Raw genomic sequence first — 22,119 nt, 5'->3', positions numbered from 1 at the left:
CGTTCAACACTGTCGACACCGGAAAGAAACGCCCGCAACTGCGGGAGGGTGTAGCCCTGCACATCGGCCCAATGGTGGCCGTTGCTGATCAGTCGTTGGATTGACTCGAACCAGGTATATGGCTTGCCATCACCTGCAGGGCCTGATTGAAAAAATCGGAATTTTCCTTAACTACAACGACCATCAGTTGCACGACCACGGCCGCCGGTAGTCGGCGAGCGCGCCAGACTGGAAGCGTGGTACACGCACCGATGATTGCGGTCAGTGCTGCGGTGTTCTTGGCATAGGCCAAGATTTTCCCGGTAGAAGAGTCGGCGAGTAGCGCGATCAGACCCGCCGCAGCCGCCGCGAAAATTTCGAAATGCCGCAGTTGTACCGGGCGAACCTCAACGGCTCGACGGCCAACCATCACGACTGGGCTTTGTGGGAACAGAATTTGATGCTCGGACATGTAAACCCCGAAAAGCAAAAGCCCGCCGAAGCGGGCTTTCTAGTGGATTGGGCCTTACGCGGCCTCGTCAGTGTTCTGAACTTCAAATTGCCAGATGGCCGCTTCCGCCGTATCTACGATGCTAGGGTCGGCCAGCAAGCGAATGCTCACGGGAATCACACCGAACTCCGCTGCCTGGTTCAGCGGCAAGCCACCGTTCAGGCTGATGCGCGCATAGAAGCAGCGAATGCGCCGCTTCTCGCCATCGCCAGCTTCGTTCACCTGCTCGAACATGATCCGGTAGAACTTACGCCCGGTAATGAAGGGCTTGATCACATCCACGGTGGGATAGGTGTACGCGATTTTCAAAGCGAGGCGCTTCAGGCCCCCGCCAACCGGCGCCGCTTCTGCGTTGATGTCGTCGGCCAACTGCCCGCCCAACAGAACTTTGATGCCGCCTGGAGTGACGGCGTAATCGACGTTGCGAACGTAGGCAGGATCACCAACATCGGCGTCCGCAGCTTTGACGCTGGTGATTACCAACGGCATGTGCGCCAGGGCGATAGTACGGTCGACGTATGCGTCCTGCTCTTCGGCGACCACAGTGCCAGAAGGCACGCGCTCCACCGAACCGAACATCAAGATTGCCGCGGCGGCCGGGCTGAAGTTAACAGCCTCACCGGTGATGTTGATTGCCGAAGTGGAAGTCACACCATCCAGCTCAGGCAGGCCCAGGCGAGTCGGGTCGGCGATGGTGATTTCGGTGGTCTCCGGCTCTGCAGAAGAGTTTTGGAGTTTGAACAGCTCCTGGAACACATTGGTCGGATATGGCGCCACAAGCGTATTGCCACGGAAGAGTTGGGTGTATTGCATGGTTTGCTCCTGGCCCGTGGCCGGTGGGTGGTCAGTTGTAGCTTTCGACGTAGAGCACGCCGACGCTTATGGTGATGCTGTGGGTGGTTTCGTTTTCAGCGGCGTAGCGGAAGGTTGCTTCGTCGTCGTCTTCGATCAGCCCGGCAAACTTCCGGTCGTTGTCGCGGCCGAAGCCCAATGCCCGGAGGATGTCGACGTGCACGGCATCAAGAGCCGCTTCGGGATCCTCGACCGCCTTGGAGAACACCACTTCGATTTCGAACATGCGAACCCTTGTTGCCTGCTGCATTGCCGCACCGGTGCGGTTGTCGGCGGACGGGCGAACCAGCGCATATGGGGTCGGTGGCTTTTCGCGCACCTTGTCAGCCGGCCCGTAAACAGCGGCGAGCTGGGTCTGGTAACCGTTCTGCTGGGTGATCGTTTCCAGGCAAGCGCGCAGGCTTGCGCCGACCTTAGTGGCCTTCGTTGGTGTGGGCATGGTTAACCTTTCAGAAGCTCGCGTCGGTACCGGCGCTGAAACTCAGCAGACATGAATCGGTTGGTGTACGTGAGGGTTGCGGAGTTGGTCAGGCGCTTGAAGTAAAACGCAACAGACGGCGCCATTGCCGCAACCAGCTCTTTCGACTGTCGCGATTTCTTGCCCGACCTGGTCGACCACGGCTGGCGCCCCAAGCTCGCAGGGTTCACAAAGCCCGCAGCCACCTTGTGCCCTTTGAAACTGCCAACCAGAATTCGAGCACGAGTCGGGGTAACCAGCTGATACCCCCACTTTCGGTACTCATTCACATAAACGCCGGCGGAGCTAGGGATCAACCGCGCATCAAACCGGCCTTTCTTTGCATTCACACGCTTGATGATCAGGCGCTTGTTAACCCAGCCCCGGCTTTTAAACATCTTCGCGATTTCCGGCGTGTACTTAGTTTTCCTCACGTTGCCGACTGTGGTATCCAGCGTGCCACGCAGTACAGGGTCAATGCTCTTACCCAGGCTAGCCAATTGCCGGCGAGCAGACTCAGTGCCAAGAGCGGTGACGCCGATCCTCACCCCTCCATTGGTTGCAGCCATAGCCCCCTCACAATGCCGTCATCGGTCTCATCTGCGTAGCCCAGAACGTTGTAAGTGGTGGTGCCGACAATAAGCTGCTCATCCGCCTGAACGCGGCCGGTTTCGATCAGAACTACTTCCGCTTTGGTTCGGTATTCAACAACCTTCCCGTACTCGTCGCGGTATGGCGCGTCGAAGGCGAGGTTCACGCGGCATGGGCGCGGCGGCACACCTTCTGGCTTGTAGATCGCGGCCTCCCCCACAAATTCATCCGCCGAACAGCGCAGCTCGGCCTTCGTGCCGGTGGGGTCGCGGACACTGGTTAGGTGGAACAGGCGGTTGCCGTGTTTCAGGTATCGCCCCTGCTGCAAGCGGTCGCTGTACCGAGCCCGGATATCAACTCGTGCCAGGCTACGCACGCCAACCTGCGGGGCAAGATCAGCAGCGTCCTTGCTCGCGATCGCGAGCCATACCCCGCCCAGCTCAATTGTCGCAAGGTCAGGGGTAAGTGCCAGGATCGTAGCTCGCTTGTTCAGGCGCCCGACCTCCATTACTCCACCTCTGCCGGGACGGTGCCCGACCAGTTCCGGCAGCTGAACAATAGCGCTTCGGCCATTGGGTTCTTGTATAGCTGGATTTCGCTCTGGCTGGAGCGGTGCTCAAAGAAGTCTGTCAGGACCAGGAGCATCGCGCTCTCTACCTGATCAGGAACGTCCCCGGCCGTCAGCCACCGGGGCTCGTCGCAGTACCAAAGGCAGTATCCCAGCGCCGCCTTTGCATAAAGAAGGATGGTGCCATCCTGGCTTGCATCGTCCGATTCCAGGCGCAGGTGCTCGCGCATGCGCTCGATCGGCACCAGGGTGGCAACATCAATGGTCATTTTTTCGCTTTTTCCTTGGAGGGTTTCTCGGGTTCAGCCGGCTCGGCATCCACCTCTTCAGCCAACTCCATGCCGATCAGTGCTTCGGCGATATCGTCGGACACGTTTTTTACCTCGCCCTCGTCCACCGTACCCAGGTGGAAGTGCGAGAACTGGCGCAGCGCTTTGATCTGTTTCATGCGTTAAACAGGGCCGTTGCCGGCCCTGCCCTCATTGGCAATCGGTCAACCCTTACGCCTGAGCGGTGAAGGTGCCCTTGATGATTGCGGTTGGACGGTAGTGCGCCAGCGCCAGGCGCTCTTCGCACAAGATGGTCAGCATGTTTTTGACGAAGTTGTCGCGATCGTCACGGCTGATTTCCACGGTCGCGTCCATGCGATCCCAGATCTGGGACGCCAGATCGAAGCCACCCACGGTGAAGGTGCCCTGGGTTTGCGCCTTGGTGGCCACCACCGGCATACCCCACATAACGCGGGCAGCAAAGGCGGCGGGACCACCAAAAATGTAGCGGCCGTCGGCATCCTTCAGCAGCGCAATGGCGTGCCAGTCGCGCGGGTTGAGGATGATGCCGGAGGCCTCAAACTCAGACTCGCTGGTCTGGAAGATCGCGTGGGCGATCTGGTCAGCCTTGGTATCACCGGTGGCGTTTAGGGTGGTGTCATAGGCCGAAGCCACAACGTTCAGCCCTTGCAGGTTGTCACCGGTACCGCTGCCGTTGAGCAACTGACCTTCTTCGACCAACGCCAGGCCGTACATCAAACGGTTGTTGACGTAGGACTCGAGCATGGGCGCATCTTCCATGATCTGGCGCGAAGCCTGGATCCAATGCGCGATGGTTTTGACGTTGGCGGTTTCTTTGGTGAACGTCAGGTTAGCTTCAGGCTTCAGCGCGCCCTCTGCTACCGGTGCAGCACCGTTGGTGAACACGTTTTCGCGGACGTATTCCAGGGCGTTGCTGGAGATTCGACCCTGCGCAAGCAGATCGCGTATGGTCAGGCGACGCAGGCCAGGCATCAGGATGCCCGGATTGCGCTGCACTTCCACCAGCCCGCCGGCCGAAGAAGCGCCGCTGCCCAACACTTTGTTGAAGGTCTTCACTTCGACCTTGCTGCGCGTACCGTCCCACGACTTCGTTAGCTCTTCTGCGGTTCGTTCGGCGAAGGATTTTTTGTTCTCCTTGTCCGGGGCACCATCGGTCAGCTTTTGTTCCAGGTCGAACAGGCGAGTCCCGGCGCTTTTCAGCTCATCGCTGACAGTTTTCAGGTCGTCCTGCAGCTTTTTGCTGACGGCGCCAGTTTCGGTGATTTCCTTTTTTTGCTCAGCGAACAGGGATTCCATGTTCTTTTGAGCTTCTTCAATTGCCTTCTGGATTTGGGCCAGTTCCATATTTACGTCCTCAGTTTGGAGGGAAAGCTACTGATGCTCGCGACCAGCGCGGCGATGTCGTCGCCGCTTTCGGAATCGCTCCGAACTGCGGACTTGATGCAGGCGATAAAAGCCTGCGCTTCGGTCTTGGAGAAACCGGCGGCGTCTCGCAGCCAGTGCTCCGCGTCACGAATGGTGGTAACGCCCTCGAGGCTCTTCATCGACGCGATCGTCGCGAGCTCGTTGGCGGGGTTGGTGCAAATGCTGATTTCGCTCAGGCGGGAAACGCTCTTGAACGAACGGCCGGTTGCGATGCGGTCGTAGTCGTCTTTCGTGGCGCCGAAGCCAACCGAAAGCCCGCCCACCGTTTGGTGCTTCATTGCCGCCAACAGGTCAGCAGCGCCGGCATGGCCAGGCGTGAGTTCGCTATGAACCAGCAGGCCCTTGCTGTCTTCCTCGATCTGCAACCACTTACCCACCGGGATTTCCCAAGTGCGGTGGTTGAAGTGCATTGAGACCTGGCGGCTTTGGCTGCCAAGCACCTTTGAAAATGCGCCTGGCAGCATGATGTCGCCGTCGCCATCAATGACGCCGAACACGGAGGCATAGCCTTCAAACGTGCTCGCTCCTGAGCTGGCGAACTTGATTTCGGCCTGTTCGAAGGCGAGCGTTTTGCAAATATTTGGCATGCGTGCCTCCAGAAAAACTAAACCCCGCTGGGTGCGGGGTTCGTTTGGCCAAGTTGAGTAAGGGGAACGTTTTGAGATTGCCTGGTGGCGACTTCGCCACCAGGCAGCGGCGGCCGGTTGTCCAGGCGGCGGGCCTCGTTGGTGGTGAGTAGTCCGCACTCAATCATCACTTTCAGGAAGGCGGCACGCGCGGCGGAGTCGCCACGCAGCAAGCCTTCAAGATTGTGCTCGGCGTGGTAGCGCTCAATCTCGGCAGGCTTCACCAGCCAGCGCCATATCGATTGCTCCCAGCGCCCCAGGTAAGGGGCCAGGGTGTATTGGAGGAAACCGAGGTTCTGCTGCTCAATGCCCGAGCCCCAGCTGGTGGTCTTCTCGACGTCGCCAACCAGGTGCGGTGGTACGCCGAAGAACCGCGCCAGTTCGCTGACCTGAAATTTGCGGGCCGACATGGTCTCCGCGTCCTGCGGGCTGACGCCGATCGGCTGGGCCGTGAAGTTGGCCTCAAGAATCCAAAGCCGCTTACGCACCGGGCCGCCGCTGATTTCCTTCAGGTTGTCCTCAAGCTGGACGCGCTGTTCTTTGCTCAGCACCTTGTCGCCAGTCATCAGGATCTGCGGGGCCTTGGCGCCGTTGGCGTAGAAGTCGCGCTGCTGGTCTTCCATTGCGACCGCGACAACTGCCGACCGGGAGGCGAACGCGATCGGCGAGAGGCCAACCAGGCCGTTAAAGCCGAAGCCCTTCAAGTGGAAAATCTCAGCCGGCTTGAAGTCGGCGTACTCGGTATCGCGACGGTACCGGTACACCACGCGCTTGTTTTCCAACCGCACATCCATGTTCACGGTCATTAGCGGCAGAAGGGAAATCGGGTCGCCCAACGAATTGCGCTCGATCAGTGCGTAGGCGTTCCCGTACAGACAGAGCTGCATGGTCATAGCCTCACGAAATTCCTGCGCAGTCATGAACATGTTCGGCGCGTAACACAGCAGGCGCGCCAGAGGATTGGTAAGGTCAACCTTCGTCCGGTTACCGTCCTTGGTTTCGTAGATATCCAGCGGCAAAACAGCGGTGACGGTAGCGATCAGTCGCACACAAGCCCACACGGTGGAGATTTGCAGCGAGCGTTCATCGGTCAGCGTTGAGTCACCGACCGTGCCGCCGGCGGAGGTCTGCCCAAGCTGAGACCCCTTCTCCGGGGTGGCGAGCCGCCCACCCACGAAAAAGGAGGCCATCCGCGCCCAGAATGGACTGCGCGTGCGCAGGTCAATCGTGTAGTCGGTATCGGCCATTACGCACTCAGCATTTGATTTAGGAATTCATCGACGTCAGGTTCCGACCCCACCGCAAGCCGGGCACAGGCCACCGCCATAAGCAGGGCGGCCATGTCATCAATCTTGTCGGCGGATTTTTTCTTGTCTGGCGCCATGTTCAAGTTGTCGTCCCGCCTGGCCACCAGGTTGGAGGCACACCAGTTCAGGATTGGGTCGCCGCCGTGGGCAAGCGCGCCGGAGATGTACGCCACCTCCAGAGCCTGCATGGCCGGGTGGTAGCTTTTCGGCCCCTGGATAAATTCCAGCATCGGCACCCCCGCCTCAGCCAGACGGATGGCCACTTCCATGGCGTTCCACTTGTCGTAGGCAAGCTGCTGGATGTTGAAGCGTTCGTGCTGTTCGAGAATGACCCGCTCGATTTCTCGGTAGTCGGTGACATCCCCCGGCGTTTGGATCAGCAGTCCTTCTGCCACCCAGCCCGCGTATGGAACTGTCCCGCGCTCTGTACGGAATGCCACGGCGCTTTCCGGTGCCCAGCGCCAGGCGTGGGTGTACAGAACTCCATCCACATCCCAAACCAGGCGGAACGAGCAAAGGTCGGTGGTGGACGCCAGGTCCATGCCACCCCAGCAGGGATAGCCCTCCAGCCAGGCCAGATCGACCGCCCCGCCGCACTTGTTCCACTTGGTAAGATCGATCCAACCGCTGGCGGTGGATGCCGGCCGGTTGAGCCGCTTGATACGGAACTCGGCCAGCTTCGACGGCATCTGCTTGGCTTCTACAGCCTCCTTGCGGATGGCCGCCAGCAGGTGCGGGTTTACGTCCATCAGCGGGTTGGCTTTGATCCAGACCCGCTCATCAAACTCTTCGTCGGCCTTGATGCCTTCGGTCTTGTCTTCTTCGTCTACGGCGTAGAACACCACCAGGAAGTGGTCGGCTGTGGTGCCGAAAACGCCCGCCAACAGCTTTTTGGCGAACATCCGAATTTCAGCCCAAGGCCCTGGGTTCGTGTAGCCCTCGGTGGTGGTGTACAGCCACAACGGGTTTGCCCGGGCGCCAGCAGCAGAGGTCAGAACGTTCAGCAGGTCGGCGTTCTTGTGGGCGTGGATTTCATCCAGCCCCACATGCGAAGGGTTCAGACCATCCTGGGTGCTGGCCTTCGCATGGATCGGCTTGAACGTCGCGCCGGTCTCAGCCCTGCTGATTGCCTTAGCCCAAACCTCAAGGCCGAAAGCCTCCCGCAGCTCGGCGGTCTTCTCCACCATCCGCTTGGCGGTGTTGAAGATGATCGATGCCTGCGGAAACGTAGTGGCGGCGCTGATGACCTGGGCGCCCTCTTCCGGCTCGCAGCACTCGCAGTACAGCAGGATGCCCGACGACAAGGTGGACTTGGCGTTCTTCCGGGCCACCGCGAACAGCGCTGAACTGTAACGCCGCGGCCGAAAATAGCCCCACCCTTCAATCTCTTCGCCGTCGCGCTTGCGAAACCCGAAGAGCTGCACAACGAAAAAAATGTGCGACGGGTGCATCTCGATTTCAGGCTTCGCCCACTTACCCTCAACGTGAGGCAACTTCTCGATGAAGTCGCAAGGGTCGTTGGCGTGCCAGGTGTCGAAGATGAACGGGCTATTTCGTTTCTTCGCCCGCTTCAGGTCGTCCAGAAATCGGCGGGCCGCCTGACGAATTAGCTTGCCGTGCTTCTTCCGGCGCTTATCAGCGATGGCCCCTTTGGCGTAGTCGATCGCGATCTGTACATAGTCGCGGTCATTCGCCATTTACTTCAGGCCTTCGTGGGTCTCCCGTTGCCGGAGAACTTGTTTGTGGGGGCTTTGTCGCCGCCCGATGAAACCTTTCGGCGGCTTGCCGGTGTCATTCCGAACTCGGAGAACAGCGCCTTGAGCGCGGTCAGCTCGGCCGCGGTCGCTTCCATGTCGGCCTTGGCCTTTTTCCGGAAGCACTGCCAGGCGAAGCAAAGTTGCTCCAGCGAATAGAGGTCGACCACTTGGAGTACGCGGGCGGCGACGAGCTGCGGGCCGAGGTTGTTCCACATTTCGGCGCCGTCGACATTCAGGTGTTGGGGTGGGCTGGGGAAATCATCGATCAGATCGAACTCGGGTACGTCCGGCACCTCGCGATCAGGGCGACTCGTACCAGCCAGGACCTTGAGGGCGGGAGGTGTCGCCTTCCGTCCCATTTTTTAAAACCTCAATTTTCAAATCAGAATTTTGACGGCGCGAAAATTTGGCTCCCCCCGTCGTTCGGGCAATGGTTTTGTAGGGGCTTTTACCCCTCCCCCCACCCCCTTCAGGAAGCAGACAGACCCACGCGCTCGCCCACCTGGTTGTGGCATGGCTTGCACAGCGCACGGACGTTGGTCCAGTCGAATGCAAGCTCCGGGTTGGTCTTGTACGCCTTGATGTGGTCTACCAGGGCAGACGCTGTAGTGCGACCGTGGGCTTCACACTCGCGGCAGAGTGGATGCAGGCGCCGATAGTAGAGGCTGAACTTGCGCCACTTCTCTGTCTTGTAGAAAGCATCGGATTCGTCGCGCTTCTGGTTGTACTGCCTGTGCACGCCTTTCATACGCTCGGCGCGGCGGGCATCCACCACCGCCTTGTGTGTCGGGCAGTAGTGAGAGGCGGCGGCCGTGGCCTTGCCACACCCCAGCTCGGTGCATATGCGCCCTGGGCGGGACGGCATCAGGGCTGCTCGTCCTGGCCGCCAGTCACTGAAGGTTGCTGCACCACCCGCGCAACAGCAGCAGCAATGCCCAGGCCCATGTTCACAGAAGCCCACACTAAGGGCGGGATGTAACCGTTGAACGAGACCCAGCCATAGGCGGCCGCGTTCAAGGCAGCAATCAGGGCGGCGAGCTGGAGGCTCGACAGCTTCCACGCGCGCTTCCAGATGGGGACCAGCTTCATGCGCCAAACCCCTTCACCAGAAACGGCCAGGCCTTGTCGAACAGCGCAAGGATGACCGCAGCAGCACCGAGCCCGTAGGCGATAGAGCGGCCGAGCTTATCGACCTTGCCAACCATCAGAGCCTGGGTCTCACCAATGGCCTGCAGCTGTTTGGTCTGGAACTCAAACTGCTGCTCGAGCTTGGTCAGACGGTGCGGCGACGAGCCGTGGTCCTGGTCGATCTTTGCGAGCCGGTGGCGATGTACAGCCATGTCTTGTTCGAGAGCGCCGACGCGCTCGTAGACATTCCGGCCGTGGTCGGGTTGGTCTGGCATAGGAAAGCTCTCGAAAAAAAAGGCCCGGTCGAAGGCACAGGGGAGCGCAGGCGTGTGCGCTGGATGCACGACCTCTAAAAAGCCACTGCTTTGGTTCACACCGAAATTAGTGCTACGTTCACCAGCCCTGAACTGGCCTAACGGAATAGGAATGAAACGTCTCAGCTTCTTGCTTTTTAGCGCACTCACCGTTGCACTCACCGGTTGCTCCACACCACCGCCTAAGCCAATTGCCGGCGTGGTTTTGGAACGCCTAGGCGACAACGAAAGCGGCGTATGTATGGTGAAAATCAATTTCTACAACAAGTCCGCCGTCGCATGGGATGGCTTGAGCTACCAAGTCTTAGCTCGCGATCAAAACGGGAGCGTTGTAGGTCAGTGGAGAGGCGTGCCATTGCGGTTCACAGACCCTGGCACCGGCTTCTTCTTTGCGCCGACCCAACCAGCAGAGGCCGCGTGCGCTCAAATAACCCGGACAGTCGTGCAGTATCTTGGGGTGTTACCCACCGGCCGTGGACAGGTGCGGCTTAACGATGCGCTGATCAGCTCAGACTTAAAGTAACCAGTTCCAATAGTCCCAGAAACGAAAAAGCCCAGACACTTGGCCTGGGCTTAATACTCACTCACTGGAAAAGTTAAGCGGGATACAGCATCAGAGTGAGCTTGTTGGGTGTGGTGAACCCCACATGCGGCTCAACTAGCGGATAACGACTTTGGACTAGGGCGACCAAATGATCACTAGCCAATTTCTTCCGCTCTTCGCTTGGGTCGGCCAACTCTATCGAGGCCTCTCCCCGGTGATGTTGGTGGTACTGCTCGAAAACCTTTTCAGCCAGATCGTTTAACAAAACTGTTGTCGTTTGATCCATTGGGCAGCTCCTTTGTGGAGACCCAAGATCCATCCAAAACAGCTGCATTGGCAAGAGCCAGATGTCTACTTAACCTTGCTCAGGTCCAGCGTCCATGGCTCCGATACGACATGCGATGCGGTTGGCTTCACGCCGGCGAGCTTCAAACGTGCGTAGATGCGGCCAACGATCGGCCGATTCGCTCCGGTCACGAAGTACTTCCAGCCATTGCTCGTGAGCCATTCAATTTGGCGGGACGGGAGTCGGTAGCCCGTGAGCGCTATTAGGTCTTCGTCACTAAGGAGTTCGGATAGATTTTCCATGCGGCACCTCGACACTCCAGAGAAAGAAGCGTCTAACATCCGCTTGAAGCCAGGACAACAAAAGCCCCGGGCTTCGCCAGGGCTCTAATTTAAGATTCAAGCTTCGAAGCGTTGTCGGCCTCAGCGGCCCACCGAGCCTCACGCGCCTTGCGCTGTTCTTCAAAATAACCCTTCAGATCTTCGGCAAGCTCTTCGTGATACACCAAAGCTGCAAGCTTTAGACCGTTTAGCATCTCGATGGCTTCATCAGTCTTTTTCCAAAACTTCACCTGGGCGATCCGGCGATTAATCGCATCGGCTGCATACCCCGCGTCCAACTCAGACTTGAATAAGCCGTAGCTGACGAGACCTTCGAAAACTTCAAACTCAAACGAGACCGGCTGGACGGAGGCGCCCGCTGTATGATTTTTCGTTTGCTTTAAACGCTGTACTACCGCGGCCATGCACGTATCTCATAGGGAAACCAGACACGATCGTACACGAGTCGTAGGCTGAACTAAAAAAGCCCCGGCGTTGGCCAGGGCTTCATGTGTTGCTCGGGAACGGCTAAACACGGTGCTATGAAAACAGGTGTTTATCCGCGTGGAAAGACTTTTTCACGCTGCGGCGCGAACGTCTTCGATAGCGCAATCAACCCAGGCAACGCCTGCCTTGATCACCTCCCTCGCTTTCGCCTCCCCTATGCTGTTTTCCCTAGCGATACGCAGCGCTGGCCACTTGGCCCCGAAGTACAGCCAGATGAAGTTACCCATCTGTGGATCCCGCTTGCAGAGCCGGGCGACAGCTCCATCCAGCACCAGCGCGATGTCGTCTGTAACCGAGTACTCGCGGATGCCGCCCTGGCACGAAACGTTGTCTCTAATCAACGCGTAGGTTGGCGACACATACCGAGGAACCCCCATTCCATCCATGCGCCAGTAGCCCCACTGCTCCAGCAACCACTCCGTATCACCTAGCGGCTTGCCGATGTACGTTCGCTTCTTCATGCCGCTCTCCTCGGGTCTGGGTCACCTAAGCCAAACAGGTCACGCAACAACCGATCAGCCACTTTGTTTTTTGCGTTGCCCTCCAGCAGCCAGCGCTGGGCGTAATCCTCGAAGGAGATCGCGTGTCGATGGCCATGCCAGGAGGCAATGATTTCCACCAAGCAAGACAGCGCTATCGGCCCGCCCATTTTGACTTTGGCCAGCTCCTCAGCAGCGATCTTCAAGAATTGGCGCTCAACGTCGCTCAGCGTTTTGGCGGTGCTAATAGCGGTTGGTCTAGTCATTTGAATACTCCCAGCAATGGTCAACGGCGACGACGGATTTGGTTATGGGGACAGGCCTACTCATGGCGAGCTCCTTTGAATTGGCGAGCAGCAAAGGGGCGGCCGATCTCCACCTCTTCCTGTGTAGGCTCGCGGCCTGCAAAGTTGACGAAGCGGCCGTATTGGCCCTGGCGTTGCACGAGGCAAGAACCCGCCTCCGCGTGGCGCCCCTTGTCGAGGATTAGTTCGGTGACGCACTGCTCGCCCATTTCGGATTCGCGGTCGTAGTGCACCAAGATCACCGCGTCTGCGTCCTGCTCGATCTGGCCGCTTTCCTTGAGGTCGCTAGCTTGGGGTTTCTTGTTGGGTCGATTGGCCGGACCGCGGTTTAACTGCGCAAGCACCAAGATGGGAATCGCCAGCTCTCGACTGAGATTCATGATCGCGATCGACACCTTGGCTACAGCATCCGAACGGTTCTGCGACTTCCCATCGGTGGCCACGATCTGCACGTAGTCAATCATCATGATGTCGAGCCCGACTTCGCGTTTAAGCCGCAGGGCTTCCGAGCGAATTGCGGGCATCGTCATGCCTGGCGTGTCGAGTAAGTACAGCTCGGCATCTTTGATTTTCTTCGCCGCGACGCCGATGCGGTCCCACTCTTCCTGTTCGAGGCACTTCACCTCTTCCATTCTGCGAAGGTCGACGCCGCCCAGGCTGGCAATGGTGCGAATCGTCAGCTGCTCGCCTGGCATTTCGAGGCTGACGACAAGCCCCACGCCTCGGCCGCGAGTCGCTACGTGGTTCATTATCTGGAGGCCGAGCATTGTCTTGCCGCTGCCAGGACGCCCGCCGATTACAACCATCGACTTTTGGCGCAAGAAGCCGATTAGCTTGTCGAGGTCAACAAGCCCCGTCGAAAGCTTCGGGGGCGCCTTGTCGTTGAGCTCGTCGTCCATGTGATCCAAGACAGCCGGCAGCACGTCGCTCATTCGCTTGTAGCCGCCCTTCCCCGACGATTGAAGGTCGCGTAGATCGGCCAGGGCCGAGCCGCACCGTTCAAGGATTTCGTCTGCTGGCAGGTCGTCATAGACGCCGGAGTCGACGATCTGCCCCAAGTCGCGGAACTGGCGGACCAGTGCCCACTTCTTGACCTGCTCTGCGTAGCTCTTCCAGTTGGCTGCCGACGGGACGTTGCGGCAAAGGTTGGTGGCGTATTCCAGCGTTAAGGCGCCGCTAGGCAGCAACCGCTGAATTGACCCAAGTGTCACCGAGTCAACGGGCATGCGTTGCGCGTAGCAGTCTGAAATAACATCGAAGAGCGCTGCATTGTCCTGATGCCAGAAGTCGCCCGATGTCATCTGCGCGAGAATTTCATCAACCATGCCGGTGCTGGCGTTGAGCGACGCAATCATGATCGCGCCCAAAACGCCCTGCTCGGCCTCTAGTCGGTAGTACCCATCCTCGTGACTCATGCGCGCCCCCGTGCCGAAGCCCAGGTGAAGCCGGCCAGCAGCGCGCCGTTCTCGCGTAGACGATCTAGCGCCCGGGTGCCGATGTACTGTTCGAGGGTTTGCTCGGCAGTAGCGGCCGCTTTGGCGCTGGCTGGCAGGTTTGATATCAGCACGCTTGGGCGCACCAGGTTGTAACGGCGGTCGATCACCTCATGCAGCACCGCTATCTCGTATGGGGTGCCAGCCTGGGCGCCAAGCTCGTCGATCACCAACAGATCAAAGCTTGCGAGCTCGTTGATCACGTCGCCTTCGCTGTATCCGGCGTCACGCGCCATGGAGCGCTTGAACACACGGATGATTTCGGCGGCGGTAGTGATCACGGCGACCGCATTCAGCTCGAGAACATGCCGAATGATGCTGCAAGCCAGGTGCGTTTTGCCGGTGCCGACATTGCCGGTTAACAGGAGATTGCGCCCAGCCTCATAGTGCTCGCCGAAGTTTTCCGCGTAGCTTTGGCACTTCTCCAGGGCTTCAACCATTGCCGGCGTGGTGGCGCGGTAGGTCGAGAACTTGCAATCAGCAAACCGGGGCGTGATTCCCGAGCCTATAAGCGCGCTGTTGCGATGTTCCGCAGTGACATAGGCCAAGGCCAGGGTATGCGCCTTGCTACCCACTGGCTCAACGCGTAGGCCTTGCCATTGGCATTGCTTACACGGGCGGACAAGTCGCGAGCCGTCGAACTGCTCAACCTCGGAGCGATCAACTCTCCCATGCTCCGGGCACTCACCAACAAACGTGCGCTGCTCAGGCTGACGACGGAAGTTAGAAGGCAGGGCCATTGGCGTCCTCCTGATACATGTCCGACGTGTGAGTAGGCAGACCGGCATAGCTCAGCGCCTTACCAGCGCCGGCCGGTTTCAGTTCGTCGGTCCACTTCTCGCCGTTGATCCAGCGCGAGCCGTGGGGGATGAACTGGCCGTTATCCTTAAGCCAATCGCGTGATTGGCAATGCTGGGCAAGGGCGGTCAGCATTACTTTCTGCAACTCGGCGTTCGGCTTTAGCTTGTCCCAGGCCTTGCGTGCATCTTTCTTGCTGGCCTTGTTCGGGTAGAGCTTCCAGAAGGCATCAAAACCATCATCCGAATTGAACAAAGATTTAGGTTCCTTGACTGGTTCAGAAGAGTGACTGGTTCTGGGGGCAGCTCCTGCCCCACCCCCTGGGTTATCTCCTGCCCCAGGTGGGTTATCTGGTGCCCCACCTAGGGCAGCTCCTGCCCCACCATCGAGAGACAAATGGAATACATTCGACTGGTTCAGCTCGCCCTTACGGCGGAACTCACGGCGAAGAAATCCTGCTTTTTCCAGCTCACGAATATGCAACTTCACGGTAGAACGACCAATCTCGCATTGATCCGCAATGTGCTGGTACGAAGGCCAGCACTCGCCTTGGTCGCTGGCGTTATCTGCCAGCTTTACCAGCACCAACTTGCGAAGCGGATTGCCCACCCTGGTTTTCATGGCCTTAACCATCAAATCCATACTCATAAGGAAAGCTCCCGCGTCACACGTCGCACGAAATCGTCGTAACCCTCCGCCATAACGAAGCCCTGATTTTCAAGCGCTTCGCGGTAGGCTTTAGCGCTTCCGTACAACACCCACCGCTCACGCTCAGGCAGGCCTTTGAAAGCCGCATACGACGGCCAAGGACCGGCAATGGTTTTGGCCAAAGCATTGTTTGCACGGTCCTGGCCAGGGAGCTGAATTACATTGCTCATCGGGCATGATCTCCATCGGCGCCAAACAGGTCAGCAAGGTCAATTTGGTAAACGGCTGCCCAGGCAGCAGCAGGCCAGGAGCGAACCCAGCCATAGCGCGGATCGTGCACTTTTGGGGCTTGCACGCCGGCGGATGCACACCAAGCCTTGAGCGGTCGGAAACCCTGCTTGCCGAACTTGCGCTTGGTAACCTTCTCCACGGCGGTAACGGTGGCCTGCTGGAGACCTCGCCCGAGTTCGTTTTTGAGTTGGCCAACCTGCCGGACAGCAGCTGAAGCGGTAGCCATCGCCGTAGCTTCGCGGCGAGAACCGATCTCGGCCTTGGTTTCAATAGCTCGATCGCGCTGCTCGATTGCCAAGTGCTCGGAACGTTTGGATTCCAGTAGGTGCTCCAAGGCGGAGATGTAGTTTTGAGGCAATGCCGGGGCGGCAGCTGGTTTGTTACGCTGCTGGACCATCTCCCAGAACTCACGCACCAGCTTCTTCTTGAAGGCCCGAACGACGTCCGAGTTGCGCATGTAGGTCAGCAGCAGCGTGGACTGAGGTTCATTGAGGAACGCGTATTCAGTCGGGCGCCCTCCCGTACTTTCGGATTTGAAATCCAGAAGTCCGAACTCCTCCAGATCAGCCTGATAGGCGCGCACAAGTTTGATGACGCTCGCGTGATCACTTAGCGTTCCCTCGGCTATCGCCAAGGTTGTCGTGACAGCATCGCCGTCTTTGATGATGACGATATTCATAGCGCCACCTCGGCCTTGCCGTGTTCGAAGTCTTCGAAATCTTCGGAACCTTCCGCCGCGTTGATGGCGTCAATGTTCGCGTTGATCAAGGTCAGGCGAGCATTCGAAATAGCGTTCTTTTCGCCGAAAAGAAGCATGTTGGTGGCACGCTTTTTTTCGGCCGCTTCGTCATGGTCAGGGGAGCATCCGACGTATTGCTTAGCCACCCAGTCGGGCAGCTCGCGGCGCACGCGCATTTCGTTTAGGAAGGTCCACCATCCAAGGGCTATTCCCCGTTCAGCTTCGAGCGCTACAAGTACCGCTTCGCGTTGTTCTTCCGAGAGGCCTGCAAGCAATGCATTGATGGCGACGCTCATTGGGCACCGCCTTGTACGGCCTGGCTACGATTCACCGAATAGACCAACGACGCCACGCTCTCGGCCAAGAAGCCCAAAGCAGTTATCTCTTCGCAGTAGATGAGATCACCCTCATTAACGGCGGAGTGCAGACGCACGCTAAGCATCTTGATGCCGTCTGCGAGCTCCGCGGCCACCGTCAGCGCCTCGCTGGACGAGAAGCCGCCATTCACGCTAAGTAGGTGGCCGCCGTCGGCTGTGTTGTTATGGAAATCAACTGGCACAGTTAGGCCCAGTGGTTGCGCGCTATTTGGGATGGTGGTATTTTTCGGTTGTGACATTTTCTCGTCCTCCAACAGACGTAGAAGTACATACCCACTCCCTGCAAGGAGTGGTGGTTGAAGAACCCGGCCTGCAAGCCGGGTTTTTTATTGCGCGGGACTAACTCAGCCCGGTCGCGCGTAATCGGCATTGGTCATAATCGGCTCCTATTTCTGGCGCTCGTGGACTGGATGCAAAAACAGCATTACTGACGCACTACCTCGCTTCTCGGCGCATCGATATCGTTTGCATCAACCTCGACGAGAAAACTCTCTTGGCCACACCCTCTTGCAGCGGCCAGTTGTTCAATCGCCTTTCCGGTCTCATAAAGCACGCTCGCTCCTTTCAAAGCTCGGTGGATAGTCGGCTGGCTAACTCCGACGTGCTCCGCGATTTCATGCTGGCGAAGCCCATCTTCGATAAGAGCCAAGAGCAATCTTCTGATGGTCATAGAAAGCCACTTACGCAAATGTATTTTTAAAATACGCAAGCGAGATTAAACAAGCAATACACTTCCGTAATTCGAAAACTCATGGAGATAGTCGTGATTGCTGAGCGCATTAAGGCGTTGCTGCTGCAGAAAGGGTGGAAACCCGCGGAGTTGGCTCGTCGTGCATTAGTGCCCCAGCCGACGATTCATCGAATCCTCAAAGGAGAATCTCGAAACCCGCGGCGCGAAAACATAGAGGCCATAGCGCACGTCTTGGGATGCCCAGCCGAATTCCTCTGGTCAGGAAATAAGGATGACTCTGAATCGGAATCCATAGCTGACAAGGAGTTTGAGGCTAAGGGAGGGTTGATGGGGCCAGTCTATGAGCTTGAGGACTCGGCCTGTCTTGACGGGGTGAAATCATCATCTGCGAGCCAGGGAATAACGGGCCGTGAAGGCCCTTGCAGCATCCTACTTGCTCACGATGGTGTAAGGCCCAGACTAAAATTTGGCAGAAGCACGCTTAGACATCACGGGGTGGAAGCAACAAAGGCGGTCGCCGTTGAAGTGAGAGGAAATAGCATGGATCCGTTACTCCCCGACGGGAGTATCGTTGCAGTGAATGCTGCTGAAAAATCAGTTATAGACGGTAAAATTTATGCGCTGACGCATGATGGCTTGCTGCGCGTTAAGACCCTATATCGGCTTCCAGGCGGCGGGCTGCGCCTTCGCAGCTTCAATCGTGAAGAGCATTCTGATGAGGAATACACCGCTTCCGAATTGAAAGATCAGGAACTCGACATCCTCGGTAGAGTTTTTTGGTCAGCAGCGTTCAGATAAAATACGAATACGTATTTACTTTCCGTATTTTTATGCGTAATTTCCGTTCCATCATTCACCTGATGGAGCGCCCCCATGGAAACGATCAGCACAGGCAACTGGACAGGCCACCTCGGCATGGGTCTCGCTCTACGCGAACTGCAATGCCTGCTGGCAGTGGCCTGCGGCAAAACCTCCAAGGAGGTTGCAAAGGATCTTGGCGTAGCACCTGGCACTGTCGACAAACGCCTGCTCTCGGTAACTACTAAGCTTGGCGTAACTCGTCGCACCGCGATGGTCGCCGAGGCAATGCGCCGGGGCCTTATCGCGCCAGCCATGGCCATGTTCCTGGCTGTCATCACATGCAGCTCCATGACCTCTACCGATCCTGTATTGCGCGTCCGCCGCAACGGCTCGCACGTGGTCGCTGCTCGTTCGCTGCGTCGTGACGACGCCCAGGTGTCAGCATGAGCCTCGCTCTGGTCCTGATTGATGAACTCCGGGACGTTGGGAGCTTTGTTGATGGTTGGAACGGCCCCACCCAACGAGATTTCGCGCGCTACATCGAACGGCTGGGTAAGCCGGTTGATGCACTGACCGTTGCCGACCTGAAAGCGGCAGCCGCCTTTGCGCTGGCCGAACTCAAATCCCTTCAGGAAAGGGGGCTCATTTGATGACCCGCCTTTCTGCCGCGCTGATCGCGCTCGCTTGGCTGGCGACCTTTGCCGCCGTTTCCTTGCTAGGCGCCCCGGTAATGCTTCGCAGTGGTATCCCCTATCTGACCATCCTCGCCTTCGTCGCGCCCTGCCTTTGGGTGCTGGCCAGCGTGTTGCTCTACGTTACTTGGGCCGACGCGGACTGGCAGGAAGAATGGGAAGGACCGGTAAAGCCTTCCTCTGCTCGCGACTCTCGAGAGCATGCCTTCGGGCTGCCGCGAGGAAAAATCAATTACACCTGCAGCTCTCGGTGGAGGACGCACAACTATGACTAGCTCGCCCCAAGATAACGAAGTCGTGGAATTCGTTCGTCTGCCTGAGGTGAAGCGGATGACGGGCTTGGGCACGACGACGATCTACAAACTAGCGAATGCCGGTACCTTCCCCAAACAGGTACCGCTAGGCGGTCGCGCCGTTGCTTGGGTGCGTAGTGAGATATGCGCTTGGACGAGAGCGAAAGTTGAAGCGGCGAGATAAGTTGTGCTGAAAGACCAACGTAGCCTCGTTGTCTAGAAGACCGAGGTGCCCACAAGAAGTGCTAATTATACCGTTCCACTATCTGCGCTTTCGCAAAGCGCTGTGCCCTGGTCACGTATCGATGTTCCGATGGCGTGAACCGCACAGGCCAATCCGTAGACCTGCGCTCCGGAAAGATGATGCTCGCTCCCATCGAGCCCAAGTAGGTCTGCGATGGCTTCAAGTGCCAAGCCGGATATCGAGAGGCGGTTGCCGTGGTCCGCGGCTTCGTTGGCAGGAAGGCTCATTGCTGCACCTTCGTACATGCGACCGGGGTAATGGTAGTGCTTGCCATCGTCTGCGCCTCCCGAGGCGTTTTAAGAAATCGACGATGGGAATGCTGGCTGCCATCAAGTTTTGCTTACAGTCCGGGCTGCATCGTAGGGCGTACAGAATGCGGCGCTGACTGTACAGTTTGCGCGGCAAACCGTAAGTCTGTCAGTCGTTCGCTGCTCCGAGTTTCTGTATCCACTCATAGACCGTTCGCTCCTTTAGCCCTTCGCGCCTGGACACAATGCGGCAAAAGTCGGCTCGGCTTTCATATTCGCTGGACGTGTTACGCCACTCTTCAAGTAGCTGATGTTTGATTTTGTTGGTCGGAGCGTGGCGTTTAAGTGCTCGCGTTCTAGCAGCTTCTGAGATTTTTTCTTTTTGAGCTTGGGTAGATAAATCGTGGGAAAAGTCAGCCGAAAGCTCGCTGAAAGTTCGAAGAATAAGCTCGTAAACTTCAAATGCCTCGGGAATTTTATTTCTGCTATAAAGCCAGCAAAGCAAATCGTATTGATAAGCAAGCAGGCTTGTTTTCTGCCAATAATCAAAATCGCCAAAAGAGACATGTACGGACAGAGTTGTAAGCACGCTGATTGCCGTCCGTGACGAAGATCGGCGGGTGGGTGCGCTTAGTTTCGATGCGTGGGCGATTATTTCAAGATCCCTTTCAATTATGTCTCCGACTTCGGCAGCAAGGTCTATCGGCTCTAGATCCTTCCATTCTTCTATGCCATAACAAGCCGCATACGCTAAATCCTCGAAGACTGTCTTCAAAGTTTCAGCGAACTGGTCTGGGATGTTGGAAAGCGTGCGGGTTTTGAACATAGAGAACCCTTCCAGCTCTTCGTAGACGCCCTTTAGGTCTATGTAACGGAAGTATTCGCAAAGCATTAGTCGCCCCTCATTGATTGAGCACTTGAGCGGAGCTAATGCATAGCACGTCCAAACCATCGGCCCAGGCCTGCATCATTTCCCGCCGCTGCTCCACGTACTGGGCGTGGTTGTAACTGCCCCGAACCTTGTTCTCGCCGGCGTGCGAAAGCTGCGCCTCGATCCAATCAGCGTTGTATCCCATTTCGTTAAGCGCCGTAGAAATCGTGCCGCGAATGCCGTGCCCAGTCAGCTTGCCCTCGTACCCCATCTTCTTGATGGCGGCATTTACGGTGTTTTCGCTCATGGGGCGGCTCGGATCGTTTCGGCCGGCGAAGACGTAGCGACCTTTGCCGGTCATAGTCTTCAGCTTGCGGAGCTCCTCCACGGCCTGCCTGGGCAGCGGTACCAGGTAAGAAGGTATCGCTCCGCCTTCGGTCCTCACCCGGCTCCGTAGCTGCTTCACTCCTTCAGGAGGGATGGACCACAGGCCCGCTTCGAGGTCGAACTGATCAGGCGATGCATTCCTAAGCTCACCCGTGCGCACGCCGGTGAGCAACAGGAGGCGTACAGCGATGCGTGTCATTTCCAGCCCTGGGAAATCCTTCAGCTTGGCCAGGAAGGCCGGCAGTTCTTCGCGCCGTAGAATCGGATTGTGCTGCACCGGCGGCTGGGCAGCGGCAATGATATCGAGGTCGGACGCCGGGTTCAGCTCGAGCAGTCCCTCGGCGATAGCGAATCGGAAGATCTGATTCAACCAGGTGCGGCACTTCTCGGCGACGTTTAACGCCTTGCGGGCTTCGACACGACGTACAGCCATCAGTACATCCGAGCGACGTACATCGGCGACAGGAATCTTCCCCAGTACCGGGATCAAATCTTTGTCTAGGTAACGGCGCGACTGGGCCGCACTCCCCTTCCGGCCGTCCGTCAGCCGCGGGGCCTTGAACTCGTACCAACGGTTCGCGACTGCTTCGAAGGTATTCGCGGCACCTACCCCAGCTTCTTGCTGCTCTCTGCGGCGCTCAAGACGGGGATCAATACCCTTTGCAACCAACGATCGAGCCTTGTCGCGGCGCTCACGGGCGTCCTTCAAACTGATCTCGGGATAGGTCCCAAGCGAGATGCGCGCCGGCTTGCTATGCAGCGTGAACCGAAAGTGCCAGCTCTTGTTGCCATTGGTGGCAATGAACAGGGCCAGGCCGTCGCCGTCTTTGAGGGTGAAGTCTTTTTCGGCGGGCTTGGCCTGCCGCACAGCGGTGTCGGTGAGGGGCATCTGTACATCACCTGCAGCTCGAATTCGGAATGTACTAGGTAATGTACATCCAGAGTGCGGATGATGGCGAAAGAAAGCGAAACTCCAGACAAAGAAAAAGCCGCTCTAGGCGGCTTGTTCTGTGGCTTCGCGTAATCCAGCGGAACTCAGCGAAACACTTGTTGGTGCGGACGGAGAGACTCGAACTCTCACGCCTTGCGGCGCTGGAACCTAAATCCAGTGTGTCTACCAATTCCACCACGTCCGCGAAGCTTTGAAGCAAAGACGCCAGACTGATTAAGGTCTGGCGTCTTTTCGAATATGGGGTGGACGATGGGGATCGAACCCACGACAACAGGAGTCACAATCCTGTGCTCTACCAACTGAGCTACGCCCACCATATTGCGTTAT

The 22,119-nt window shown here is 57.8% G+C and carries 36 protein-coding genes and 2 tRNA genes; 6 read left to right on the top strand and 32 right to left on the bottom strand.

Annotated features, from left to right (window positions below):
• Positions 1-88 precede the first annotated feature (88 nt).
• The 15 genes from PKE98_RS06960 to PKE98_RS06890 form a co-directional block, all read right to left on the bottom strand.
• The gene (locus tag PKE98_RS06960) at positions 89-451 is read right to left on the bottom strand and encodes a hypothetical protein (protein WP_271194548.1); all 363 of its coding nucleotides are present in this window, start codon (positions 449-451) and stop codon (positions 89-91) included.
• 54 nt (positions 452-505) lie between these two features.
• A complete protein-coding gene (locus PKE98_RS06955; protein WP_271194547.1) occupies positions 506-1,303 on the bottom strand; it encodes a hypothetical protein in 798 nt (265 codons plus the stop codon).
• A gap of 31 nt (positions 1,304-1,334) precedes the next feature.
• Positions 1,335-1,781 carry a hypothetical protein gene (locus PKE98_RS06950; RefSeq protein WP_271194546.1) on the bottom strand — a complete coding sequence of 149 codons (447 nt, stop codon included), beginning with the start codon at positions 1,779-1,781 and terminating at the stop codon, positions 1,335-1,337.
• Positions 1,782-1,783: 2 nt separating this feature from the next.
• Entirely contained in the window at positions 1,784-2,368 is a 585-nt protein-coding gene (locus PKE98_RS06945) for a hypothetical protein (RefSeq protein ID WP_271194545.1), read from the bottom strand.
• Positions 2,344-2,898, bottom strand: a complete 555-nt coding sequence (locus PKE98_RS06940; RefSeq protein ID WP_271194544.1) for a head-tail adaptor protein — start codon at positions 2,896-2,898, stop codon at positions 2,344-2,346. The genes PKE98_RS06945 and PKE98_RS06940 overlap by 25 nt, the downstream gene beginning before the upstream one ends.
• Complete coding sequence (locus tag PKE98_RS06935) at positions 2,898-3,227, bottom strand: head-tail connector protein (RefSeq protein WP_271194543.1); 330 nt, start codon at positions 3,225-3,227, stop codon at positions 2,898-2,900. Before PKE98_RS06935 ends, PKE98_RS06940 begins: the two co-directional genes overlap by 1 nt.
• Positions 3,224-3,406 (bottom strand): hypothetical protein, encoded by a 183-nt coding sequence (locus PKE98_RS06930; protein WP_271194542.1) that lies wholly within the window; start codon positions 3,404-3,406, stop codon positions 3,224-3,226. Before PKE98_RS06930 ends, PKE98_RS06935 begins: the two co-directional genes overlap by 4 nt.
• Positions 3,407-3,458: 52 nt before the next feature.
• Positions 3,459-4,613, bottom strand: coding sequence for a phage major capsid protein (locus PKE98_RS06925; protein WP_271194541.1), 1,155 nt, complete (start codon positions 4,611-4,613; stop codon positions 3,459-3,461).
• Between the two features lie 2 nt (positions 4,614-4,615).
• Positions 4,616-5,281 carry an HK97 family phage prohead protease gene (locus PKE98_RS06920; protein ID WP_271194540.1) on the bottom strand — a complete coding sequence of 222 codons (666 nt, stop codon included), beginning with the start codon at positions 5,279-5,281 and terminating at the stop codon, positions 4,616-4,618.
• Positions 5,282-5,298: 17 nt separating this feature from the next.
• The gene (locus PKE98_RS06915; protein ID WP_271194539.1) at positions 5,299-6,567 is read right to left on the bottom strand and encodes a phage portal protein; all 1,269 of its coding nucleotides are present in this window, start codon (positions 6,565-6,567) and stop codon (positions 5,299-5,301) included.
• Positions 6,567-8,324 carry a terminase large subunit gene (locus tag PKE98_RS06910; protein WP_271194538.1) on the bottom strand — a complete coding sequence of 586 codons (1,758 nt, stop codon included), beginning with the start codon at positions 8,322-8,324 and terminating at the stop codon, positions 6,567-6,569. Before PKE98_RS06910 ends, PKE98_RS06915 begins: the two co-directional genes overlap by 1 nt.
• A gap of 5 nt (positions 8,325-8,329) precedes the next feature.
• The gene (locus PKE98_RS06905; RefSeq protein ID WP_271194537.1) at positions 8,330-8,677 is read right to left on the bottom strand and encodes a hypothetical protein; all 348 of its coding nucleotides are present in this window, start codon (positions 8,675-8,677) and stop codon (positions 8,330-8,332) included.
• Positions 8,678-8,853: 176 nt separating this feature from the next.
• Positions 8,854-9,249, bottom strand: coding sequence for an HNH endonuclease (locus PKE98_RS06900; RefSeq protein ID WP_271194536.1), 396 nt, complete (start codon positions 9,247-9,249; stop codon positions 8,854-8,856).
• Positions 9,249-9,473 carry a DUF7940 domain-containing protein gene (locus PKE98_RS06895; RefSeq protein ID WP_271194535.1) on the bottom strand — a complete coding sequence of 75 codons (225 nt, stop codon included), beginning with the start codon at positions 9,471-9,473 and terminating at the stop codon, positions 9,249-9,251. Before PKE98_RS06895 ends, PKE98_RS06900 begins: the two co-directional genes overlap by 1 nt.
• Positions 9,470-9,787 (bottom strand): hypothetical protein, encoded by a 318-nt coding sequence (locus PKE98_RS06890; protein WP_271194534.1) that lies wholly within the window; start codon positions 9,785-9,787, stop codon positions 9,470-9,472. Before PKE98_RS06890 ends, PKE98_RS06895 begins: the two co-directional genes overlap by 4 nt.
• 151 nt (positions 9,788-9,938) lie before the next feature.
• Here PKE98_RS06890 and PKE98_RS06885 point away from each other — a divergent pair, with 151 nt between their 5' ends.
• On the top strand, positions 9,939-10,349 hold the full coding sequence (locus tag PKE98_RS06885; RefSeq protein ID WP_271194533.1) for a hypothetical protein: 411 nt from the start codon (positions 9,939-9,941) through the stop codon (positions 10,347-10,349).
• Positions 10,350-10,422: 73 nt separating this feature from the next.
• Here PKE98_RS06885 and PKE98_RS06880 read toward each other — a convergent pair whose 3' ends face one another.
• The 13 genes from PKE98_RS06880 to PKE98_RS06820 form a co-directional block, all read right to left on the bottom strand.
• Complete coding sequence (locus PKE98_RS06880) at positions 10,423-10,656, bottom strand: hypothetical protein (RefSeq protein WP_271194532.1); 234 nt, start codon at positions 10,654-10,656, stop codon at positions 10,423-10,425.
• Positions 10,657-10,721: 65 nt separating this feature from the next.
• The gene (locus PKE98_RS06875) at positions 10,722-10,958 is read right to left on the bottom strand and encodes a DUF4224 domain-containing protein (protein WP_271194531.1); all 237 of its coding nucleotides are present in this window, start codon (positions 10,956-10,958) and stop codon (positions 10,722-10,724) included.
• Positions 10,959-11,047: 89 nt separating this feature from the next.
• The gene (locus PKE98_RS06870; RefSeq protein ID WP_271194530.1) at positions 11,048-11,401 is read right to left on the bottom strand and encodes a hypothetical protein; all 354 of its coding nucleotides are present in this window, start codon (positions 11,399-11,401) and stop codon (positions 11,048-11,050) included.
• A 153-nt stretch (positions 11,402-11,554) separates the two neighbouring features.
• Positions 11,555-11,944: an antiterminator Q family protein gene (locus PKE98_RS06865; RefSeq protein WP_271194529.1), complete on the bottom strand. Its 390-nt coding sequence runs from the start codon at positions 11,942-11,944 to the stop codon at positions 11,555-11,557.
• Positions 11,941-12,228, bottom strand: coding sequence for a hypothetical protein (locus PKE98_RS06860; protein WP_271194528.1), 288 nt, complete (start codon positions 12,226-12,228; stop codon positions 11,941-11,943). Before PKE98_RS06860 ends, PKE98_RS06865 begins: the two co-directional genes overlap by 4 nt.
• A 56-nt stretch (positions 12,229-12,284) precedes the next feature.
• Positions 12,285-13,682 (bottom strand): replicative DNA helicase, encoded by a 1,398-nt coding sequence (locus PKE98_RS06855; protein ID WP_271194527.1) that lies wholly within the window; start codon positions 13,680-13,682, stop codon positions 12,285-12,287.
• Positions 13,679-14,500, bottom strand: coding sequence for an ATP-binding protein (locus PKE98_RS06850; RefSeq protein ID WP_271194526.1), 822 nt, complete (start codon positions 14,498-14,500; stop codon positions 13,679-13,681). The genes PKE98_RS06855 and PKE98_RS06850 overlap by 4 nt, the downstream gene beginning before the upstream one ends.
• Positions 14,484-15,206 (bottom strand): helix-turn-helix domain-containing protein, encoded by a 723-nt coding sequence (locus PKE98_RS06845; RefSeq protein ID WP_271194525.1) that lies wholly within the window; start codon positions 15,204-15,206, stop codon positions 14,484-14,486. The genes PKE98_RS06850 and PKE98_RS06845 overlap by 17 nt, the downstream gene beginning before the upstream one ends.
• Positions 15,203-15,436: a hypothetical protein gene (locus PKE98_RS06840; protein ID WP_271194524.1), complete on the bottom strand. Its 234-nt coding sequence runs from the start codon at positions 15,434-15,436 to the stop codon at positions 15,203-15,205. The genes PKE98_RS06845 and PKE98_RS06840 overlap by 4 nt, the downstream gene beginning before the upstream one ends.
• Complete coding sequence (locus tag PKE98_RS06835; protein WP_271194523.1) at positions 15,433-16,176, bottom strand: Rha family transcriptional regulator; 744 nt, start codon at positions 16,174-16,176, stop codon at positions 15,433-15,435. The genes PKE98_RS06840 and PKE98_RS06835 overlap by 4 nt, the downstream gene beginning before the upstream one ends.
• A complete protein-coding gene (locus PKE98_RS06830; RefSeq protein ID WP_271194522.1) occupies positions 16,173-16,532 on the bottom strand; it encodes a hypothetical protein in 360 nt (119 codons plus the stop codon). The genes PKE98_RS06835 and PKE98_RS06830 overlap by 4 nt, the downstream gene beginning before the upstream one ends.
• Positions 16,529-16,852, bottom strand: coding sequence for a hypothetical protein (locus PKE98_RS06825; RefSeq protein WP_271194521.1), 324 nt, complete (start codon positions 16,850-16,852; stop codon positions 16,529-16,531). The genes PKE98_RS06830 and PKE98_RS06825 overlap by 4 nt, the downstream gene beginning before the upstream one ends.
• Before the next feature lie 185 nt (positions 16,853-17,037).
• Positions 17,038-17,283, bottom strand: a complete 246-nt coding sequence (locus tag PKE98_RS06820; RefSeq protein WP_271194520.1) for a winged helix-turn-helix domain-containing protein — start codon at positions 17,281-17,283, stop codon at positions 17,038-17,040.
• A gap of 93 nt (positions 17,284-17,376) precedes the next feature.
• On the opposite strand from PKE98_RS06820, the gene PKE98_RS06815 reads away from it, so the two are divergent.
• The 5 genes from PKE98_RS06815 (at position 17,377) to PKE98_RS06795 (ending at position 19,274) form a co-directional block, all read left to right on the top strand.
• Positions 17,377-18,102 (top strand): XRE family transcriptional regulator, encoded by a 726-nt coding sequence (locus PKE98_RS06815; RefSeq protein WP_271194519.1) that lies wholly within the window; start codon positions 17,377-17,379, stop codon positions 18,100-18,102.
• A gap of 75 nt (positions 18,103-18,177) precedes the next feature.
• Positions 18,178-18,552, top strand: a complete 375-nt coding sequence (locus tag PKE98_RS06810; protein ID WP_271194518.1) for a helix-turn-helix domain-containing protein — start codon at positions 18,178-18,180, stop codon at positions 18,550-18,552.
• On the top strand, positions 18,549-18,755 hold the full coding sequence (locus PKE98_RS06805; protein WP_271194517.1) for a hypothetical protein: 207 nt from the start codon (positions 18,549-18,551) through the stop codon (positions 18,753-18,755). Before PKE98_RS06810 ends, PKE98_RS06805 begins: the two co-directional genes overlap by 4 nt.
• Positions 18,755-19,072: a hypothetical protein gene (locus tag PKE98_RS06800; protein WP_271194516.1), complete on the top strand. Its 318-nt coding sequence runs from the start codon at positions 18,755-18,757 to the stop codon at positions 19,070-19,072. Before PKE98_RS06805 ends, PKE98_RS06800 begins: the two co-directional genes overlap by 1 nt.
• Positions 18,999-19,274: a helix-turn-helix transcriptional regulator gene (locus tag PKE98_RS06795; protein ID WP_309298743.1), complete on the top strand. Its 276-nt coding sequence runs from the start codon at positions 18,999-19,001 to the stop codon at positions 19,272-19,274. Before PKE98_RS06800 ends, PKE98_RS06795 begins: the two co-directional genes overlap by 74 nt.
• Positions 19,275-19,751: 477 nt before the next feature.
• Here the strand turns inward: PKE98_RS06795 and PKE98_RS06790 are convergent, their stop codons facing one another.
• The 4 genes from PKE98_RS06790 to PKE98_RS06775 all read right to left on the bottom strand — a co-directional run bounded on the left by PKE98_RS06790 (position 19,752) and on the right by PKE98_RS06775 (position 22,106).
• Complete coding sequence (locus PKE98_RS06790) at positions 19,752-20,408, bottom strand: hypothetical protein (RefSeq protein WP_271194514.1); 657 nt, start codon at positions 20,406-20,408, stop codon at positions 19,752-19,754.
• Positions 20,409-20,484: 76 nt separating this feature from the next.
• A complete protein-coding gene (locus PKE98_RS06785) occupies positions 20,485-21,729 on the bottom strand; it encodes a tyrosine-type recombinase/integrase (protein WP_271194513.1) in 1,245 nt (414 codons plus the stop codon).
• A 162-nt stretch (positions 21,730-21,891) separates the two neighbouring features.
• Positions 21,892-21,976, bottom strand: a tRNA-Leu gene (locus tag PKE98_RS06780).
• Between the two features lie 54 nt (positions 21,977-22,030).
• Positions 22,031-22,106, bottom strand: a tRNA-His gene (locus PKE98_RS06775).
• Positions 22,107-22,119: the final 13 nt, after the last annotated feature.

Origin of the sequence: Pseudomonas turukhanskensis (assembly GCF_027922365.1) — a bacterium.
GTDB classification, from domain to species: domain Bacteria; phylum Pseudomonadota; class Gammaproteobacteria; order Pseudomonadales; family Pseudomonadaceae; genus Aquipseudomonas; species Aquipseudomonas turukhanskensis.
The sequence above is the reverse complement of the archived record's forward strand: the minus strand, read 5'-3'. Positions and strand labels throughout refer to the sequence as shown.

What these genes read in the sequence shown, in the direction of transcription:
- PKE98_RS06960 (WP_271194548.1), bottom strand. Translation starts at nt 451, where the DNA reads ATGTCCGAGCATCAAATTCTGTTCCCACAAAGCCCAGTCGTGATGGTT.
- PKE98_RS06955 (WP_271194547.1), bottom strand. Translation starts at nt 1,303, where the DNA reads ATGCAATACACCCAACTCTTCCGTGGCAATACGCTTGTGGCGCCATAT.
- PKE98_RS06950 (WP_271194546.1), bottom strand. Translation starts at nt 1,781, where the DNA reads ATGCCCACACCAACGAAGGCCACTAAGGTCGGCGCAAGCCTGCGCGCT.
- PKE98_RS06945 (WP_271194545.1), bottom strand. Translation starts at nt 2,368, where the DNA reads ATGGCTGCAACCAATGGAGGGGTGAGGATCGGCGTCACCGCTCTTGGC.
- PKE98_RS06940 (WP_271194544.1), bottom strand. Translation starts at nt 2,898, where the DNA reads ATGGAGGTCGGGCGCCTGAACAAGCGAGCTACGATCCTGGCACTTACC.
- PKE98_RS06935 (WP_271194543.1), bottom strand. Translation starts at nt 3,227, where the DNA reads ATGACCATTGATGTTGCCACCCTGGTGCCGATCGAGCGCATGCGCGAG.
- PKE98_RS06930 (WP_271194542.1), bottom strand. Translation starts at nt 3,406, where the DNA reads ATGAAACAGATCAAAGCGCTGCGCCAGTTCTCGCACTTCCACCTGGGT.
- PKE98_RS06925 (WP_271194541.1), bottom strand. Translation starts at nt 4,613, where the DNA reads ATGGAACTGGCCCAAATCCAGAAGGCAATTGAAGAAGCTCAAAAGAAC.
- PKE98_RS06920 (WP_271194540.1), bottom strand. Translation starts at nt 5,281, where the DNA reads ATGCCAAATATTTGCAAAACGCTCGCCTTCGAACAGGCCGAAATCAAG.
- PKE98_RS06915 (WP_271194539.1), bottom strand. Translation starts at nt 6,567, where the DNA reads ATGGCCGATACCGACTACACGATTGACCTGCGCACGCGCAGTCCATTC.
- PKE98_RS06910 (WP_271194538.1), bottom strand. Translation starts at nt 8,324, where the DNA reads ATGGCGAATGACCGCGACTATGTACAGATCGCGATCGACTACGCCAAA.
- PKE98_RS06900 (WP_271194536.1), bottom strand. Translation starts at nt 9,249, where the DNA reads ATGCCGTCCCGCCCAGGGCGCATATGCACCGAGCTGGGGTGTGGCAAG.
- PKE98_RS06895 (WP_271194535.1), bottom strand. Translation starts at nt 9,473, where the DNA reads ATGAAGCTGGTCCCCATCTGGAAGCGCGCGTGGAAGCTGTCGAGCCTC.
- PKE98_RS06890 (WP_271194534.1), bottom strand. Translation starts at nt 9,787, where the DNA reads ATGCCAGACCAACCCGACCACGGCCGGAATGTCTACGAGCGCGTCGGC.
- PKE98_RS06885 (WP_271194533.1), top strand. Translation starts at nt 9,939, where the DNA reads ATGAAACGTCTCAGCTTCTTGCTTTTTAGCGCACTCACCGTTGCACTC.
- PKE98_RS06880 (WP_271194532.1), bottom strand. Translation starts at nt 10,656, where the DNA reads ATGGATCAAACGACAACAGTTTTGTTAAACGATCTGGCTGAAAAGGTT.
- PKE98_RS06875 (WP_271194531.1), bottom strand. Translation starts at nt 10,958, where the DNA reads ATGGAAAATCTATCCGAACTCCTTAGTGACGAAGACCTAATAGCGCTC.
- PKE98_RS06870 (WP_271194530.1), bottom strand. Translation starts at nt 11,401, where the DNA reads ATGGCCGCGGTAGTACAGCGTTTAAAGCAAACGAAAAATCATACAGCG.
- PKE98_RS06865 (WP_271194529.1), bottom strand. Translation starts at nt 11,944, where the DNA reads ATGAAGAAGCGAACGTACATCGGCAAGCCGCTAGGTGATACGGAGTGG.
- PKE98_RS06860 (WP_271194528.1), bottom strand. Translation starts at nt 12,228, where the DNA reads ATGACTAGACCAACCGCTATTAGCACCGCCAAAACGCTGAGCGACGTT.
- PKE98_RS06855 (WP_271194527.1), bottom strand. Translation starts at nt 13,682, where the DNA reads ATGAGTCACGAGGATGGGTACTACCGACTAGAGGCCGAGCAGGGCGTT.
- PKE98_RS06850 (WP_271194526.1), bottom strand. Translation starts at nt 14,500, where the DNA reads ATGGCCCTGCCTTCTAACTTCCGTCGTCAGCCTGAGCAGCGCACGTTT.
- PKE98_RS06845 (WP_271194525.1), bottom strand. Translation starts at nt 15,206, where the DNA reads ATGAGTATGGATTTGATGGTTAAGGCCATGAAAACCAGGGTGGGCAAT.
- PKE98_RS06840 (WP_271194524.1), bottom strand. Translation starts at nt 15,436, where the DNA reads ATGAGCAATGTAATTCAGCTCCCTGGCCAGGACCGTGCAAACAATGCT.
- PKE98_RS06835 (WP_271194523.1), bottom strand. Translation starts at nt 16,176, where the DNA reads ATGAATATCGTCATCATCAAAGACGGCGATGCTGTCACGACAACCTTG.
- PKE98_RS06830 (WP_271194522.1), bottom strand. Translation starts at nt 16,532, where the DNA reads ATGAGCGTCGCCATCAATGCATTGCTTGCAGGCCTCTCGGAAGAACAA.
- PKE98_RS06825 (WP_271194521.1), bottom strand. Translation starts at nt 16,852, where the DNA reads ATGTCACAACCGAAAAATACCACCATCCCAAATAGCGCGCAACCACTG.
- PKE98_RS06820 (WP_271194520.1), bottom strand. Translation starts at nt 17,283, where the DNA reads ATGACCATCAGAAGATTGCTCTTGGCTCTTATCGAAGATGGGCTTCGC.
- PKE98_RS06810 (WP_271194518.1), top strand. Translation starts at nt 18,178, where the DNA reads ATGGAAACGATCAGCACAGGCAACTGGACAGGCCACCTCGGCATGGGT.
- PKE98_RS06805 (WP_271194517.1), top strand. Translation starts at nt 18,549, where the DNA reads ATGAGCCTCGCTCTGGTCCTGATTGATGAACTCCGGGACGTTGGGAGC.
- PKE98_RS06800 (WP_271194516.1), top strand. Translation starts at nt 18,755, where the DNA reads ATGACCCGCCTTTCTGCCGCGCTGATCGCGCTCGCTTGGCTGGCGACC.
- PKE98_RS06795 (WP_309298743.1), top strand. Translation starts at nt 18,999, where the DNA reads ATGCCTTCGGGCTGCCGCGAGGAAAAATCAATTACACCTGCAGCTCTC.
- PKE98_RS06790 (WP_271194514.1), bottom strand. Translation starts at nt 20,408, where the DNA reads ATGTTCAAAACCCGCACGCTTTCCAACATCCCAGACCAGTTCGCTGAA.
- PKE98_RS06785 (WP_271194513.1), bottom strand. Translation starts at nt 21,729, where the DNA reads ATGCCCCTCACCGACACCGCTGTGCGGCAGGCCAAGCCCGCCGAAAAA.